Below are 15,623 nucleotides of genomic sequence, written 5' to 3'. Positions count from 1 at the left end.
GCGACAGCACCGGACGGGCCGGCGCAAGGCCGCGCCCGTCCGGCAGGAAGGGCCGGCCGGAGCGTCAGGCTCCGGCGCGGGCGGATTCGGGTGGCTTGCGGAGGATCGGCCGGAGCACCTCCGCCAGCGCCTGGGGATGGGTCACCTGGGGGACGTGGGCACCCGGGGTCTCGATCAACGGAGCGTCGAGTTGATCCGCGAACCAGCGCGACGCCTCGCAGAACCAGTGGTGCTGCGCGGCCGGATCGCAATTGTCCACGCCGGCCGCGACCACGCACGGAACCCGGACCTCCGCGAGTTGTTCCTGGTCGGGCAGGTAGCTCATCACGTCTGCGAGTTCCAGGCCGAAGAAGACCTCGCCGTTGCCCAGCATCCTGATGCGGAGGTCGTCGTCGAGCGACTCGAACACCTCGTCCCCGGCGACCCAGCGGATGAACTTCTCCATGGCCGCCGGCGGGCCGCCCTCGGCCATCCCCTCCTCGACGACCGCCTGCAGTTGCGCGCCGGCGGCTTCGCCACCGGAGGCGACGGCTGCGTACGGCGGCTCGTGGAAGATCGCGCCGCGGAGAACCTCCGGATGCCGCAGCGTCAGGCTCGTGAGGATGGTCGCGCCCGAGCTGTTGCCGTAGGCGACGGCCGGTGCGAGATCGAGCGCCCTGAGGAGGGCAGCGGCGTCGTCGGCCTGCTCGTCGATCGGCGCCGCGTCCCACCCCTCCGGCCGCGGGCTGCGGGAGTTGGCGCGCCGGTCGTAGGTCAGGACCGTGAACTCGTCGACCAGCGCGTCGGCCACCCCGGTCCAGTGTCCGGCGTCGCCCGTCGCCCCGGAGATGAACAGGACCGCGGGGCCCTCTCCGCGTCGTTCGTAGTAGAGCGTGGTGCCGTTGACCTCGACCGTCGCCATCTCGTCCTCCCCTGGTCGAAGCGCGCGTGCCGGCGCGCCGGACGAATGAGGGTGCGACTGCGCCCCAACGGGGTGCACCGCCGGATGGTGGACGACGTGGCGTCCGTTCCCCCGGCTCGGGACCGAGATCAGCTGTTGTCGGAGGGCGACGAGTGCTCCGGCAGGTAGGGCTGGATCGCGGAGGCGAGCTTCTCGGCCGTCATCGACTGGAGCCAGACGTGCCCGGGACCGTGGATCTCCGCCAGCATCAGCGAGTCGCCGAACAGCTTGTTCTTCACCCCGCGCACGGACGTGAACCGGAGCTCCATCCCGGCGCGGTAGAGCGCCAGGTGCCCCGGGTGGATCAGCATGGACCGCCCGGCCGGGATGTCGTAGTCGCTGATCTCGCCGGCGAGCTGCACCCAGGCGACACCGTCGCCGGACAGCTTCTGGAACACCACGCCGGCACCGCCGAAGATCCCGGCGCCGAGCTTCTTCTGCAGCCCGACCGACACCTCGACCTTCGCGGTGCTGGCCATGTAGGCGCCGGACTGCACCATGAACTCGTCCGCGGCGTCGACCCGCAGCTCCCTGATCGTGCCCGGCAGGTCGGTCGCGAAGGCCACGAACCCGCCGGCCTGCGGGGCGGTGTACTCGGTGAGGAACAGCTGCCCGCCGCCGAGTGCCCGCTTCAGACCGCTCATGAAGCCGCCCCGGCCGCCCGAGCCGAACCGGGTCGACGTCTCGAGGTCGAATCCCGAGGACAGCCACGCGACGTCCCCGCCCTCGGCGATCACCTGCTCGCCGGGGCCCATGGTGATCTCCAGGACGGGCATCGTCGTGCCCATGATCCGGGTCTGCATGGCAGGAACGTAGAGGCGACGCGGCTGCGCCGAAAGGGTCCCGGACGCCCGAGGACAAGGGCCGAACGGCGGCAGCCGGACGCAGATCCGTCGCAGTACCGTGTCCGCCCCGCCCACCGGTCGCTCCCCGCGAGGAGGCCACGTTGACCACGACGACCACGAGTTCGCGCAACGAGGCCGCGCTCGCCCGGGCCATCGACCGCTGGAACGCCGGTGACCTCGAGGGCTACCTGGAGATCTACTCCGAGGACATCCGGCTGCACGGCCTGTCCCCGGAACCGTTGGACATGCAGGGCGCCCGCGCGACGTACCAGGCCATGTTCGCCGCCTTCCCGGAGAACCACCTGGAGCTGCACGAGACGTTCAGCGACGGCGACCGGCTGACCTGCCGGTTCACGCTGACGGGCCGGCACGACGGCGACTACATGGGCATCCCGCCGACGGGGCGCGACATCAGCCTGCCGGGCATCACGATCCTGCACTTCCGCGACGGCCGGTGCGTCGAGCGCTGGGTCTGCGCCGACACCCTCGGGCTCCTCGTGCAGCTCGGGGTCGTCCCGCCGCCGCACTGACGCTCGCGGGCCCGGCCCGCCGATGAGTTCCGCACCCGCCCTCGGTCTGCCCGTCCGAGAGCCGAGAGTGGGGAGATCGAGCGTGCCCGAGCCCGTCCTGCCGACCACCCGTGACGAGCTGTGGGGCGCCGTCCACGCGGAACGCGCCGCCCTGGCCGAGGACCTCGCCGGGCTCGACGACGACGGGTGGGCGGCGCCGTCGTTGTGCGGCCGCTGGACCGTCGAGGAGGTCGTCGCGCACCTCACCGCTGCCGCGAGCACCGGCACGGTCCGGTGGGTCACCAGCATCCTCGGTGCGCGCTTCGACGCCGACCTCCACAACGCCCGGCGGCTCGCGGAGCACCGCGGCGCCACCCCGGCCGAGGCCCTCGACCGCTTCCGCGCCGTGGTCACCAGCACCCGGGCGGCGTCCGGGCACACGGCCGCGTGGCTCGGCGAGGTCGTCGTGCACGGCCAGGACGTCCGCCGGCCCCTCGGGATCCGGCGGTCGCCGTCGATCGAGTCGCTCACCGCCGTGGCGACGTTCTACGCGAGCCGGGACTTCGCGGTGACCAGCAAGAAGGCGGTCGCCGGTCTGCGGCTGGAGGCCACCGACGGCCCCTTCGCCCACGGCGACGGGCCCCTGGTCCGCGGACCGTCCGTCGCGCTGGTGATGGGCATGGCCGGTCGCGCGACCTACTGCGACGACCTCGACGGGCCCGGTGTGCCGACCCTCCGCGAGCGCTGCCGTCCGCGCTAGCCGTGCTACACCCGTTCAGGGAGTCGCCGGGCTGGGCCCCACCGCGGTCCGGACCGCGAACGCGCCCAGCAGGCTCCCCGCGACCCACCGCTGGACGGTCATCGCGCGCGGACGGGCGGCCAGGAACCGGGCGACGGACGCCGCCGCCAGGACGATCAGGGCGTTGACGGCCAGGGCGACGACGATCTGGACCGCGCCGAGCTGCAGGAACTGGCTCCAGGCCGCCCCGCCGGACGGATCGACGAACTGCGGCAGGAGCGCGGCGTACATCAGCGCGATCTTGGGGTTGAGCAGGTTGGTGAGCAACCCCGTGCCGAACAGCCGCCGGTCGGACGCCGGCTCCAGGTCGCGGGCCTCGAACGGCGAGCGGCCGCCCGGCCGCAGCATGCCCCAGGCCAGCCACCCGAGGTACAGCGCGCCGGCGATCTTCACGGTCGTGTACGCGGCGGGGACCGCGGCGAACAGGGCGGACAGCCCGGCCACCGCGGCCCCGAGGTAGCACAGGAACCCCACGCCGGTCCCGGCCAGCGAGACGAGTCCGGCGCGCCTGCCCTGGGAGATCGCCCGGGAGGCCAGGTAGATCATGTTGGGCCCCGGCGTGAGGACCATGCCGAGGGCGATCATGGCGACGCCGACGACGGCGGACGGTGGGATCACGGGCCGAGCCCCTTCCACGGTGCGCCCACCACACAAGCACCTGACCCGCGCGATCACCACGGGTTTGCGGACCCGGGCGGCGCAACGGCGGCTTGACGTGGCATGACGGGGTGGTAAGCCGGTGGCCACCGATCCGGAACACCCCACGTCGGAGGGGCACCTCATGACCGAGACTCTGAAGCCGGTGGACCTCACCGTCGTCGACACCACGACCGCGGAGTGGCAGGACTTCCCCGTGCCCGCCATCAACGCCCACCTCGAGCACGTGCCGCTCCACGACGACCCGGACACGGGGATGATGGTGGTGAAGATGGTGTACCGGGCCGGGTTCACGAACACGTGGCACACCCACCCCTGTGGCCACGGCATCTACGTGCTCGACGGTGTCCTGAACACGCACCAGGGCGACTTCGGACCCGGCAGCTTCGTCTGGTTCCCCGAGGGCGGGACCATGCAGCACGGCGCCACCGCGGACGCCGACTGCACGTTCCTCTTCATCACGAACAAGCCGTTCGACATCCACCACGTGCCCACGGCCGAAGGCTGACAGGGGGGCCGGCGCTCGACGCCGGGCGGGGGGACGAGGCCGTCACCGACCTCCCGCCACTGTCAACGTATAGCGCCCCGGGTGCCTTGTGGCAAGACCCGGGTCGTGGTCCAGAATCGCCCGCCGAAGCCAGGACCTGCAGGAATCGGGGCGAATGCATGGCCGACGTGATCATCGTGGGCGGCGGGCCGACGGGCATGATGCTGGCGGCGGAGCTGCGCCTGCACGACGTGGACGTGGTCGTGCTGGAGAAGGAGGCCGAGCAGCCGCCGTTCGTGCGCTCGCTCGGGCTCCACGTGCGCAGCATCGAGGTGATGGACCAGCGCGGCCTGCTGGAGCGGTTCCTGGAACACGGGAGGAAGTACGAGGTCGGCGGGTTCTTCGCCGGCATCCCGGCGCCGTGGCCACGGCTGGACACCGCGCACGGCTGCGTGCCCGGTACCTCGTCGGCTGCGACGGCAGCCGGAGCACGGTCCGGAAGCTGCTCGGCATCGGGTTCCCGGGCGAGCCCTCGACCGTCGAGACGCTGCTGGGCGAGATGGAGGTGACCGCGCCGCCGGAGACCGTGGCCGCGGTGGTGGCGGAGGTCCGGGAGACGGAGAAGCGGTTCGGCCTCGGACCGGTCGGCGACGGGCGGTACCGCGTCGTCGTGCCCGCGGTCGGGGTGACCGAGGACCGCGGCGTCCGGCCGACCCTCGAGGACTTCCGCAGCCGGCTGCGGGCCGTCGCCGGCACCGACCTCGGGGTGCACTCGCCGCGCTGGCTGTCCCGCTTCGGCAACGCCACCCGGCAGGCCGAGCGGTACCGCGAGGGCCGCGCGTTCCTGGCCGGTGACGCGGCGCACGTCCACCCGCCGACCGGCGGACAGGGCCTCAACCTCGGCATCCAGGACGCCTTCAACCTCGGCTGGAAGCTCGCGGCGGCGGTCGCGGGTCGGGCGCCGGTGGGCTTGCTGGACAGCTACCAGTCCGAGCGACACCCCGTGGCCACCGCCGTCCTGGACAACACCCGTGCGCAGATGGAGCTGATGTCCACCACGAGCGGTGCGCAGGCCGTGCGCAGGCTCGTCGAGGAGCTGATGGCCTTCGAGGAGGTCAACCGGCACCTGATCGAGAAGATCACCGCCATCGGCATCCGCTACGACTTCGGCCCGGGGCCGGACCTGGTCGGCCGCCGGATGCGGGACGTGCAGCTCGAGAAGGGCCGCCTCTACGAGCTGACGCGCGGGCCGCGGCCTGCTCCTCGACCGGACCGGCCGGCTCTCGGTCGAGGGTTGGGCGGACCGGGTCGACCACGTCGTCGACGTCAGCGAGGAGCTCGACGTGCCCGCCGCGCTGTTGCGGCCCGACGGTCACGTGGCGTGGGTCGGGGAGGACCAGCAGGACCTGCTCGACACCCTGCCCCGGTGGTTCGGCGCCGCCGGGTGAGCCCCGCCGCGTGCCCTGTCCGGACTCGGGTACACCTCGGGGCAGGTCGACCAGTTCGGTCCGGATGGTCCTCCTCAGATACTCGCTGAGATCGGATGCTTTCCCATGAAGCCAGCAGCGATGGTGGCGAGAGTTCCCGGGTCGCGCAGCGGGAGGAGATGGTCGGCGCCGAGGACGGTCGTCATCTCCGCGCTCGGCAGCATCTCTGCCAACCCGGCGACGATGCCGTGGACAAGCGGCGGGCTCGCACCTCCCTGGATCAGGAGAACTGGCTGAGAGATGCGGGAGGCATCGGATGCGGAGAAGCTCCATTCTCGAATAGCCGGGCCCTCGTCGCGGAAGAAGAAACCGCAATCACGCTCCGCCTGCTGCAGGCCGTCCGCGCCGAGGACGTCGACGAGCACGGTCCGGTAGTCCTCTGCACAGATCCTGCGCATGAAGGTGTCGAATGCAGTGGCAAGGTCGCCGGCGGCGGCCGTTGCCGCCACGGATCTGACGAACTGGCCGAAGTCGGCGGCCGCCGCCGGAGGGATGAGGGTCGGCGCCGCTGCGGGCTCGACGAGGACGAGGCTTCGCACGAGACCCGGACGGTCGAGCGCGAGCTGGAGCCCGATCACGGCCCCACGAGGCGGAACGTGCGCAGTCCAGGCTGCTCGGACACGGTGGGGAACCACGCCACAAGACACCGGTCGTAGTGGACATGAGTGATGCGGACGCCGGCCCGGGCAGGGTCGTCGTGAACAGGGCGATGTCGCTGGACGGCTTCGTCGCCGGCCCCGACGACGCGATGGACTGGATCTTCGAGCACCCGGACAACGACACGTTCCCCGAGGTCATGCAGGCCACCGGCGCGATGCTGGTGGGTCGGGGCACTCACGAGGTCGGCAAGCGGATGCACACCGAGGAAGCCGAGTACGAAGGGGGGCCGGTGCTCGTCCTGACGCACCGGCCGCCGGACGAGCCGGAGCCCGGGGTCACCTTCCTCAGCTGCGATCTCGCGGAGGCCGTCGCCACGGCGCGTGCCGCCGCGGGTGGGAAGAACCTGGAGATCCTCGGAGCCGACCTGGCGAGTCAGTGCCTGCAGCAGGGTCTCGTCGACGAGGTCCTGGTGTACGTCCTGCCGGTACTCCTCGGCGACGGCGTGCGCTTCTCGACCTCGGGCCTCGGCAGGATCGACCTCGAACCGTTCGACAACAGGCAGTCGGGGTCCGTGACGATGCTCCGCTTCCACGTACGGAAGTAGGGCTGGTCGGGCACGGTGCCTCCGGTGGGATTCGAACCCACACTGTGACCCTTTTAGGGGGAACCGGCTTGCCCACCGATCATGGCTCTTGACCTGCGCGGACAGCAGCAGCCGAGGCCCCGCCGGCCGATCTTCGGCGCGTATTTGGCGCAGGGCAGTCTCCGGGTCAGCTGTCGGCGGGCTCCAAGCGCCGCCTCGCCAACTCCGCGGCGAGAGCGTCGCGCTCGGCGTCGAACGCCTGGCAAGACTCCTCGTGGAGATCTTCCCAACGAAGGTCCAGGACAGCCCGTGCAGCGGTCTCGTCCACGCCGAGCAGCTCGCGCACGGCAGCACGCGCCGCGGCTCGATCCTCAGCCCCGGCGACCGCCGCAACCACCTCGGCGTAGCGCCCAGTGGCCGCAGTGATCGCGGTGAGCATGCCGAGTCGGCCTTCGACGATGTGAGTAGCCGTCGCTCGGATTTCGTCGGTGGTGAAGCGCCACATGGTCACAGAGTGGCATTCGCTAGGGCCTCTGCCCATGAGCTGGGCCTGAGGTGATCTCCTCGCGGCGCGGGTTCATCCCTGCCAGGTCGAGGGCCGGGGCACAGGGCACGCCTTCCCGCCTTGTGCCCTGGCCCTCGGCCTAGTTGCCGTGTCGGCGCGCTGTGAGGAGATCACCGCCCGCCGCACCTCCCCCCGATCTCTGAGCGGTGCCGGGTACGGGCGGAGCCCGCGTCTCTCTGTGGCTCTGACTGAGCTATCGGGCCGACCAGACCGCGTCGAACGTTGCGGGGTCGAGAGGCAGGAGCCAGCACTCACACGCCGTGAGGGCTAGCGATGGCTAGTGCGGTGACCACAGAGGTTCACCGGGTCATGCGGCAGCGGGTCTGCCCCAGCGGCGGTGGTGTTCGCTGCGGACTCGGGCGCGTTCGCGCCGTCCGGACGCTCCGCCCGGATGCTCCCGGGCGCGGCCAGGGTGTGATCGCCGCCCTTGCGACGGCGGGTCACGCCCCACAGCTGGTCGTCGCCGAGGCTGTAGCAGCCGTGGAAGTAGCGGATGCCGTGCGTGCGGGTGTAGGTCGCCGGCAGACGGTTCGGTCTCGACTCCCGCGCCCAGGTCGACCCGTGGCAGGGCCGGATCGATAGCGGCCCGAACTGGTCGAAGGCCAAGCAGCGGTCCGGGAATCGGCTGGTCACCTCCTCGGCCCGGTCGCGCTTGGTGTTCTTGCCCGGGCGGGTGCTGGCCGTCGTGACGATGAACGCGATGTCGGTGTCACTGATCAGGCGGGGACGGCCTCCCGCCCACTGAGGGTCCAACGCGGCCAAGCCCTTCTCGTTGAACGCGTGGATCACATCGCGCACGGTGTCCTCGTCCGCGGCGACGAGCCGGGCGATCGCCGGAGTCGGAGTCCCGGATGACGAGGCCATGATGATCGTCGCCCGCCGGACCCGGATCGGGTGCCCGCGTTCGCGGCGCACGATTTTGAGTCAGCCGGCGCCCCTCCTCATGGTCAACCGTCGTGCCCTGACCGGTCCTGCCACCCGAAGCCCTCGCTCCCGCCGCCGACTCGATGTCAGCACCGAGAGTGGAAGCTTCTGCCCCACCTGCCATGCAGCCGGACCGGCGTGTCGCCAACCCGGTGAAGGTACGTGGTCAACGCACTAGTACGTGATCAACGGCTTGATCACGCCGTCCCGCTTGTCGCGCATGACCGCGAACGCGTCCTCCGCGTCGCCCACGGCGAAGCGGTGGGTTGTCATCGGGCTCGGGTCGACCTTGCCGGTTGCGAGGAGGCGCATGAGCCGCTCCATCCGGTCTCGCCCGCCGGGGCACAGGTCCGTGGTGATCTGCTTGCCGGCCATGCCCAGGCCGAACGCGTCGAGCGGGATGGTCAGGGTGGGGCCGCCTTCGCCGTGGTAGCCGAGGTTGGAGATCGTGCCTCCAGCCCGAGTCGCGCGGAGGCAGCCCTCGAAGGTGGCCTGCGACCCGAGCGCTTCGATGGCCGAGTCGACGCCGCCGCCAGTGATCTCGGCGATTTGTTCGGCGGCGTTCCCGTCGGACGGGTCGATCACGATGTCGGCGCCGAACTGCTTGGCCAGCGCGGCGCGGTCGGGCCGGCCCTCGACGGCGATGATGAGCCCGGCTCCGAGGAGTCTGGCGCCCATGGTGGCGGAGAGCCCGACCGCTCCTTGGGCGAATATGGCGACGGTGCCGCCGAGGGGGATGTGGGCGTTCTCGGCTCCGACGAAGCCGGTGGAGAGCATGTCGCAGGCGTAGACGGCGACTTCGTCGGCGAGCTCGTCGGGGATCGGGGCGAGGTTGTAGTCGGCGTCGTTGACGTGGAAGTACTCGGCGAGGTTGCCGTCTTTCTGCGCGGTGTAGCGGTAGCCGCCGAGCGGGCCGCCGCATTGCGAGGTGAATCCGCGTTGGCAGTAGTCGCAGGTGCCGTCCGGGGTGACGGCGTTGACGGCGACGCGGTCGCCGACCTTGACCGAGGTGACGCCGTCGCCGATCGCGTGCACGACGCCAACGCTCTCGTGGCCGAGCAACCGTCCGGCGGGAACGGGCAGGACGCCGGCGACGGTGTGGACGTCGGAGGTACAGATCAGGGAGGCGGTGGAGCGGACGACGGCCTCACCGGGCCCGGCCGTGGGGATGTCGCGCTCGACGAGCCCGACCTGTCCGTCGCCGAGGAACGCGAGGCCTCGCATCGTTGCGGTCATGATGTTCCTTTCATGTCTGGGGAGGCGGTCGGCGGGCACTCGACAACCCGCCGACCGCCGGTCGGAGCGCCGGTCAGGCCGGGCTGTGGAGCAGCTCGCCGAGGTGCTGGTCGATCTGCGGCATGTAGGTGGGGGCGACGGCGAACAGGCCGAGGTGGCCGAGGATGTCGTCGATCACGCGCAGCTCGGAGTTCTTGATCTTCTCCTGTTCGGCGCGGCAGTCGCGGACGGGGAAGAACATGTCTTCGCTGATCGGCATGACGAACGTCTTCGCGGTGATGCGGCCGAGGGCGGCGTCGAGGTCGCCGCCGGTGTGGCGGGCGACGTCGCCGCGCTGCCACTTCCACGCCATGCAGAGCAGGTCGTTCGGGTCCATCGCCGTGAAGTAGGGCTCGAGGAAGCCTTCGACGAAGGCCTCCTTGGAGTCGAACTCCAGTGCCCGCCAGACTTCCTGCTTCCAGAACTCGGTGGAGAAGCCCATGACGGCCCAGATGCCGGCGTGGCGCTTGAGCCCGTCGACGACGTCGGCGTTGGAGCTGTACTCGCCGCCGGCGAAGCTCGGGTCGGAGGTGATCGCCTCGGTGAGGGCCTTGGTGAACAGGAAGTCGTGCGGGGTGTTCTGCGCGGTGCCCGCGATGGGTGCGGCGCGCTTGACCTTCTCGGGGAAGCGTACGGCCCACTCGTAGGTCTGCTGGGCGCCCATTGAGCCGCCGACGACGGCGTGCAGGGTGTCGATGCCGAAGTGCTCGCGCAGCAGCCGTTCCTGGGCGACGACGTCGTCGCCGATGCGCACGTGCGGGAACTTCGCCATGGCGATCTCGGCGTTGGGGCCGTCGGCGTTGTGTGGGGAGGTCGACAGCCCGGACCCGATCTGGTCGACCACGACGATGAAGTACTTGTCGGGGTCGAGGGCGTGGCCGGGCCCGATGTACTGCTCTCGCCAGATCTGGTGTGTCCCGGAGTACCAGGTCGTCACCAGGATCGCGTTGTCCTTCGCGTCGTTGAGGGTGCCGAAGGTGGCGACGGCCAGCTGGCAGTCCGGGATCGTGCCGCCCTCTTCCAAGTCCAGGCGGCCGATGGAGACCAGGTCGTAGTCGCCGTGGAACTCGTGGGAGTAGAAGGGGTTGTCGATCATTTGTGCTCCTCGTCGTTGATGGAGTGGGCGGTTAGCGGGCGGTGTAGCCGCCGTCGATCACCAGTTCGCTCCCGGTGACCCAGCGGGCTTCATCGGAGGCGAGGTAGACGACGCCCCAGGCGATGTCGTCGGGGGTGCCGGTGCCGCCGAGGGGGTGCAGCGCATCGAGGGCGGTACGGGCCTCGCCGCGGTCCATGCCTGCCTCGTCGACGTAGCGGTTGACCATGTCGGTGAAGACGAAGCCGGGATGGATGCTGTTGACCCGGATCTTCTCCGGGGCGTAGGTGAGCGCGTCGTTCTTGCTCATCAGCCGCACCGCGCCCTTGGAGGCGTGGTAGGGCGGGATGTCGCCGCCACCCACGAGGCCGTAGATCGAGGAGATATTGACGATCGAGCCACCCCCGGCCTGGCGCAGGTGCGGGATGGCGTGCTTGGTGCACAGGAACACCGCCGTGCAGTTGACGGCCATGACCCGCTCCCACTCCGCGAGCTCGAGCTGGTCCGTCGGCTGGTTGACGCCTTCCACCCCGGCGTTGTTGACCAGGACGTCGACTCGGCCGAGCTCGTCGGCCACCTCGCGGATCCGGCCGGCCACCTCGTCCTCCGCCGTGACGTCGCAGGCACGGAAGATCGCCCGCCCTCCACCAGAGGCGATCTTCTCGGCCACGCCCTGCCCGGCCGGGTCACGGTCGAGAATCGCGACGGCGGCCCCTTCCTCGGACAGTCGTGTGGCGATCGCGAAGCCGAGGCCGTTCGCTCCGCCGGTGACGACGGCAACCTTGCCGCTCAGACGAGACATTGCTGGTTCCTCCTGGCGAGATGGGTCTCGAACTCGCTGCGCGCTCGTGGGATCCAGATCACTGTCGGGGGTGTCCCAGCAGCACGACGTGTCCTGTAATGGGACACGTCGTGGCCTTGACCCCGGCCGCACCATGAACAGCGGGACACGAGGAGGTGTTGCGTAGTGGCCGAGATACCTGACCGGCGTTTGTTGTTGGCCTCCGCCCGCGCGGACCTGCTCGACGGCAACGGGGCGCTGGCCCCCGGGGTGCCCGATCATGTTGCCGCCTCTTGGCGACGCAGTATGTCGCGCGGTGTGCACCCGGACTGCGTCGACAGCCCGTACTTCACCGAGCTCGACTTCAAGTCGCGGCTCGTCCGCTGCGCCCAGCCGGTGATCGATCAGCTGTCCGAGCAGATCTCGGACGTGCCGATGTGTGTCGCGCTCACCGACAGCCGAGCACGGATACTCGTCCGACGAGACAGCAGCCCGTGGATCGGCAAGATCCTCGACCGCGTCTACTTCGCCAAGGGCTTCGGCTACGAAGAAGGCAGCGTGGGCACCAACGGCGTCGGGACAGTCCTGGAGTTCGGCCAGTCGGTGCACATCGTCGGCGCCGAGCACTTCGTCGACAATCTCCAGTCCTTCGCCTGCGCAGGCGCCCCGGTCCGTGACCCCTTCTCCGGCCGGATCGAGGGCGTGCTCGACATCAGCTGCCTGAGCGACCACTCCACGCCGATCATGCACTCTCTCGTGCGCTCGGCCGCACAGCGCATCGAGCACAACCTGCTGCTGGACCGCAACGAGGCCCAGCAGGCCCTCTTCGACGTCTACTCGCGCGTCGACTCCCGCACCCGTGACGCCGTCGTCGCCGTCGGCCCACGCTTCGTCGTGGCCAACACCGCCATGCAGACCCTGCTCGAATCGAGCGACCAAGAGGCGCTGCACGACCACATCCGGTTCATGACCCCGCGCCACTCGACCGTCGACGACAAGGTCGATCTGCCCTCCGGGCTGCAGATCCGGCTCCGAGGGTCCACGGTGACGGTCGGCGGCGACGTCGCAGGCATGATCGGCGTCGTCACCCCGCTTCGCGAAAGCGCCGGGTCGGTCCCGGCGTTTCGGTCCGCCACGGCCGCTGCACCACCGCGGGCGACTGCGGCATCACTCCGAGATCAAGCGAGCAGCTCGCCCGCATGGCGTGCAGCCGAGGCGACTGTGCGCAGCGCCCTGAACGCCGATGAGACAGTCCTCGTCCTCGGTGAGCCCGGCAGTGGCCGATTCACACTTCTCGCCCAGCTGGTCCACGCCGAGCGACCAGGGGTCCGCCTGCACCGCATCGAGGCTCGGGACGCAGAGAAGCAGCCGTGCGAGATCGGGTGCCTCCTGGCCATGACAGACCCGCAAGAGGACTTGTACATCCTGTGCGACGTCGACCAACTCTCCAGTCGCACCGCGGACGCGTTGCTTGCCTGCCTGGGCGAGCGCAGCTCGATCCCCGGCCTGCTCGGGGGGACCGCAGGCGAGTCGGAGCCCTCCGGCACCGACCGGGGAACGCTGCTTGCACTGTTTCGCCAGTCGACCACCGTCCCGCCCCTGAGGCATCGGACCGGCGACCTCATGGCGTTCGTCCGATCGATCCTCCAGGAGCTCGCGCCCCATCGTGAGCTCCGGCTGTCCCCGGACGCCTCCCGGGTGCTCGGGCGGTACCGCTGGCCGGGCAACATCCGTGAGCTGCGTGAGGTGCTGGCTTGCACCGTGTCCCGCCGGCCGGTCGGTGTCATCCAGGCCGAAGATCTTCCCGCGTACTGCCAGAGTGCCTCGCGCAGCCCGCTGCGGCAGGTCGACCAGATCGAGCGTGACGCCATCATCGACGCGATCCGGCGGGCCAAGGGGAACCGCAAGGCAGCCGCTACTGCCCTCGGCTTCTCCCGCTCCACCCTGTATCGGAAGCTCCAGCTATACGGCATCACCGACTGACGAAACGTGTCCCGCTCTGGGACACCTCGCCGGTGTGGGACACCACACACCATGTCCGTGTTCGCGCACCACCTGGACACGGAAGAGGCACATGACGATGACGTCCACGACCGACACCGCACCTGCATCCGATAGCTCCGCTGTCGATCGCGAGCTCGACGCCGTTGTCCTCGGCGCCGGGGTCGCCGGGCTCTACCAGCTCCATCAACTGCGCGCGCAGGGCCTGCGGGTGCGGGCCTACGAGGCCGGCGGCGACGTGGGCGGGACCTGGTACTGGAACCGCTACCCCGGCGCACGCTTCGACTCCGAGGCCTACATCTACCAGTACCTGTTCTCCGAGCAGCTCTACAAGGACTGGAGCTGGAGCGAGAAGTTCCCCGGCCAACCCGAGATCGAACAGTGGCTGCACTACGTCACCGACCGGCTCAACCTGCGCGAGGACATCCAGTTCTCCACCCGGATCGTGAGCGCCCACTACGACGACGAGCGCGGCCGCTGGACCGTCCGCACCGACCGCGGCGAGACCATCGACACCCAGTTCTTCGTCACCTGCGCCGGCATGCTCTCCGCGCCGATGGACAACATGTTCGAAGGCCAGGACAGCTTCCAGGGACCGATCTTCCATACCTCCCGCTGGCCGCGCGAGAACGTCGACCTCGCCGGCAAGCGGGTCGGCGTCGTCGGCATCGGCGCCACCGGCATCCAGGTCATCCAGACCATCGCCGACACCGTCGAGCACCTCACGGTGTTCGCGCGCACCCCGCAGTACGTGCTGCCGATGAAGAACCCGAAGTACGGCGAGTCGGAGCAGAACTGGTACAAGAGCCGATTCGAGGAGCTGCGCTCCACCATCCCGCACACCTTCACCGGGTTCGAGTACGACTTCGAGCACGCCTGGGCCGACTGCACCCCCGAGCAGCGCCAGGAGATCCTCGAGGAGATCTACCAGGACGGCTCGCTCAAACTGTGGCTCGCCGGCTTCGGCGAGATGTTCTTCTCCGAGGAAGTCAGCGAGGCGGTCTCGGAGTTCGTCCGCAACAAGATGCGCGCGCGGCTCAAGGACCAGCACCTGATCGACATCCTGGTGCCCACCGACTACGGCTTCGGCACCCACCGGGTCCCCCTCGAGACCAACTACCTCGAGGTCTACCACCGCGAGAACGTCGACCTCGTGGGCGTCAAGGACAACCCCATCGCCCGCATCCTGCCCAACGGCATCGAACTTGCCGACGGCACCGTCCACGAACTCGACGTGATCATCCTCGCGACCGGCTTCGACGCCGGCACCGGCGCGCTGACCCGCATCGACATCCGCGGCCGGGGCGGCCGGTCGCTGACCGAGGACTGGGGCCGCGACATCCGCACCACGATGGGGCTGATGGTCCACGGCTACCCGAACATGCTCACCACCGCCGTGCCGCTCGCCCCCTCGGCCGCGTTGTGCAACATGACCACCTGCCTGCAGCAGCAGACCGAGTGGATCACCGCGACCATCCGCAGCATGCGCGGGCAGGGCAAGACCGTGATCGAGCCGACCGAGGCCGGCGAGGACGCCTGGGTAGCCCACCACGAGGAGGTCGCCTCGGCCACGCTGGTGCCGAAGACCCACTCCTGGTACCTGGGCTCCAACGTCCCGGGCAAGCCGCGGCGGCTGCTGTCCTACATCGGCGGCGTCGGACAGTACCGGCAGAAGTGCGACGAAGAGGCGGCCGCCGGCTACCCGAAGTTCCGCATCGCGTAGCGCCGGGTCTCGCAGCGAACGGAGCCGACCTTCCCGACGGGTCGCTTGGGAGGGCCGGCTCCGGCCGTCAACCGCGACGAGGCCTCTCGTCGCAGAGGCATGGACGGAGTTTTGCGCTCATGGCGAGCACAGGGCAGCGCGCCGCAGATGACAGTCTGAAGCCGTCGTTCGCTCGGCTCGACCCCGTCACCACACCGGCAACCGCAAACCCGACCCATACGAGGACCACGCCCCGGCGACGACCCTCCATGGCGCTACTCGTCGCGGCGGCAGCGAGACCAAGCCCCAAGCTTCCCGAGTACGAGGTCCGCGCTCGGCTCACGGTGGACACCGCTCGAGATTCGCTACAGCGAC

General features: G+C 70.0%; 15 protein-coding genes and 1 pseudogene. 7 read left to right on the top strand and 9 right to left on the bottom strand.

Annotation, left to right across the window (positions count from 1 at the left end):
- Positions 1-64: 64 nt before the first annotated feature.
- Both ACL02T_RS28885 and ACL02T_RS28880 read right to left on the bottom strand, forming a co-directional pair.
- Positions 65-901, bottom strand: a complete 837-nt coding sequence (locus tag ACL02T_RS28885) for an alpha/beta fold hydrolase (RefSeq protein WP_412833946.1) — start codon at positions 899-901, stop codon at positions 65-67.
- 128 nt (positions 902-1,029) lie between these two features.
- The gene (locus ACL02T_RS28880; protein ID WP_412833945.1) at positions 1,030-1,743 is read right to left on the bottom strand and encodes a TIGR00266 family protein; all 714 of its coding nucleotides are present in this window, start codon (positions 1,741-1,743) and stop codon (positions 1,030-1,032) included.
- Between the two features lie 143 nt (positions 1,744-1,886).
- Here ACL02T_RS28880 and ACL02T_RS28875 point away from each other — a divergent pair, with 143 nt between their 5' ends.
- Positions 1,887-2,315, top strand: coding sequence for an ester cyclase (locus ACL02T_RS28875; protein WP_412833944.1), 429 nt, complete (start codon positions 1,887-1,889; stop codon positions 2,313-2,315).
- Between the two features lie 82 nt (positions 2,316-2,397).
- Positions 2,398-3,054, top strand: a complete 657-nt coding sequence (locus ACL02T_RS28870) for a maleylpyruvate isomerase family mycothiol-dependent enzyme (RefSeq protein WP_412833943.1) — start codon at positions 2,398-2,400, stop codon at positions 3,052-3,054.
- A gap of 15 nt (positions 3,055-3,069) precedes the next feature.
- Here the strand turns inward: ACL02T_RS28870 and ACL02T_RS28865 are convergent, their stop codons facing one another.
- Positions 3,070-3,711 (bottom strand): LysE family translocator, encoded by a 642-nt coding sequence (locus ACL02T_RS28865; RefSeq protein WP_412833942.1) that lies wholly within the window; start codon positions 3,709-3,711, stop codon positions 3,070-3,072.
- Positions 3,712-3,874: 163 nt separating this feature from the next.
- Here ACL02T_RS28865 and ACL02T_RS28860 point away from each other — a divergent pair, with 163 nt between their 5' ends.
- Both ACL02T_RS28860 and ACL02T_RS28855 read left to right on the top strand, forming a co-directional pair.
- Positions 3,875-4,258 (top strand): cupin domain-containing protein, encoded by a 384-nt coding sequence (locus ACL02T_RS28860; RefSeq protein ID WP_412833941.1) that lies wholly within the window; start codon positions 3,875-3,877, stop codon positions 4,256-4,258.
- 158 nt (positions 4,259-4,416) lie between these two features.
- Positions 4,417-5,685, top strand: a pseudogene (locus tag ACL02T_RS28855) (FAD-dependent monooxygenase).
- A 74-nt stretch (positions 5,686-5,759) separates the two neighbouring features.
- Here ACL02T_RS28855 and ACL02T_RS28850 read toward each other — a convergent pair.
- The gene (locus tag ACL02T_RS28850; RefSeq protein ID WP_412833940.1) at positions 5,760-6,302 is read right to left on the bottom strand and encodes an alpha/beta fold hydrolase; all 543 of its coding nucleotides are present in this window, start codon (positions 6,300-6,302) and stop codon (positions 5,760-5,762) included.
- Positions 6,303-6,385: 83 nt separating this feature from the next.
- Between ACL02T_RS28850 and ACL02T_RS28845 the strand changes: the two genes are divergently transcribed.
- Positions 6,386-6,928, top strand: a complete 543-nt coding sequence (locus ACL02T_RS28845; RefSeq protein ID WP_412833939.1) for a dihydrofolate reductase family protein — start codon at positions 6,386-6,388, stop codon at positions 6,926-6,928.
- 166 nt (positions 6,929-7,094) lie between these two features.
- On the opposite strand, the gene ACL02T_RS28840 is transcribed toward ACL02T_RS28845, so the two are convergent.
- From ACL02T_RS28840 to ACL02T_RS28820, 5 genes are all read right to left on the bottom strand, one after another.
- A complete protein-coding gene (locus ACL02T_RS28840; RefSeq protein WP_412833938.1) occupies positions 7,095-7,412 on the bottom strand; it encodes a hypothetical protein in 318 nt (105 codons plus the stop codon).
- Positions 7,413-7,739: 327 nt separating this feature from the next.
- The gene (locus ACL02T_RS28835) at positions 7,740-8,387 is read right to left on the bottom strand and encodes a helix-turn-helix domain-containing protein (RefSeq protein ID WP_412833937.1); all 648 of its coding nucleotides are present in this window, start codon (positions 8,385-8,387) and stop codon (positions 7,740-7,742) included.
- A 183-nt stretch (positions 8,388-8,570) separates the two neighbouring features.
- Positions 8,571-9,671: a zinc-binding dehydrogenase gene (locus ACL02T_RS28830; RefSeq protein WP_412833936.1), complete on the bottom strand. Its 1,101-nt coding sequence runs from the start codon at positions 9,669-9,671 to the stop codon at positions 8,571-8,573.
- A 34-nt stretch (positions 9,672-9,705) separates the two neighbouring features.
- The gene (locus ACL02T_RS28825) at positions 9,706-10,767 is read right to left on the bottom strand and encodes an alpha/beta fold hydrolase (RefSeq protein ID WP_412833935.1); all 1,062 of its coding nucleotides are present in this window, start codon (positions 10,765-10,767) and stop codon (positions 9,706-9,708) included.
- Between the two features lie 31 nt (positions 10,768-10,798).
- Positions 10,799-11,566: an SDR family NAD(P)-dependent oxidoreductase gene (locus tag ACL02T_RS28820; RefSeq protein ID WP_412833934.1), complete on the bottom strand. Its 768-nt coding sequence runs from the start codon at positions 11,564-11,566 to the stop codon at positions 10,799-10,801.
- A gap of 165 nt (positions 11,567-11,731) precedes the next feature.
- On the opposite strand from ACL02T_RS28820, the gene ACL02T_RS28815 reads away from it, so the two are divergent.
- Together ACL02T_RS28815 and ACL02T_RS28810 are read left to right on the top strand one after the other, a co-directional pair.
- The gene (locus ACL02T_RS28815; protein WP_412833933.1) at positions 11,732-13,528 is read left to right on the top strand and encodes a sigma-54-dependent Fis family transcriptional regulator; all 1,797 of its coding nucleotides are present in this window, start codon (positions 11,732-11,734) and stop codon (positions 13,526-13,528) included.
- A gap of 91 nt (positions 13,529-13,619) precedes the next feature.
- The gene (locus ACL02T_RS28810) at positions 13,620-15,269 is read left to right on the top strand and encodes a flavin-containing monooxygenase (protein WP_412833932.1); all 1,650 of its coding nucleotides are present in this window, start codon (positions 13,620-13,622) and stop codon (positions 15,267-15,269) included.
- The last annotated feature ends 354 nt before the right edge of the window (positions 15,270-15,623 follow it).

The organism is Pseudonocardia oceanicola, assembly GCF_047200735.1.
Classification (GTDB): domain Bacteria; phylum Actinomycetota; class Actinomycetes; order Mycobacteriales; family Pseudonocardiaceae; genus Pseudonocardia.
This window is presented reverse-complemented; position numbering and strand designations above follow the sequence as displayed.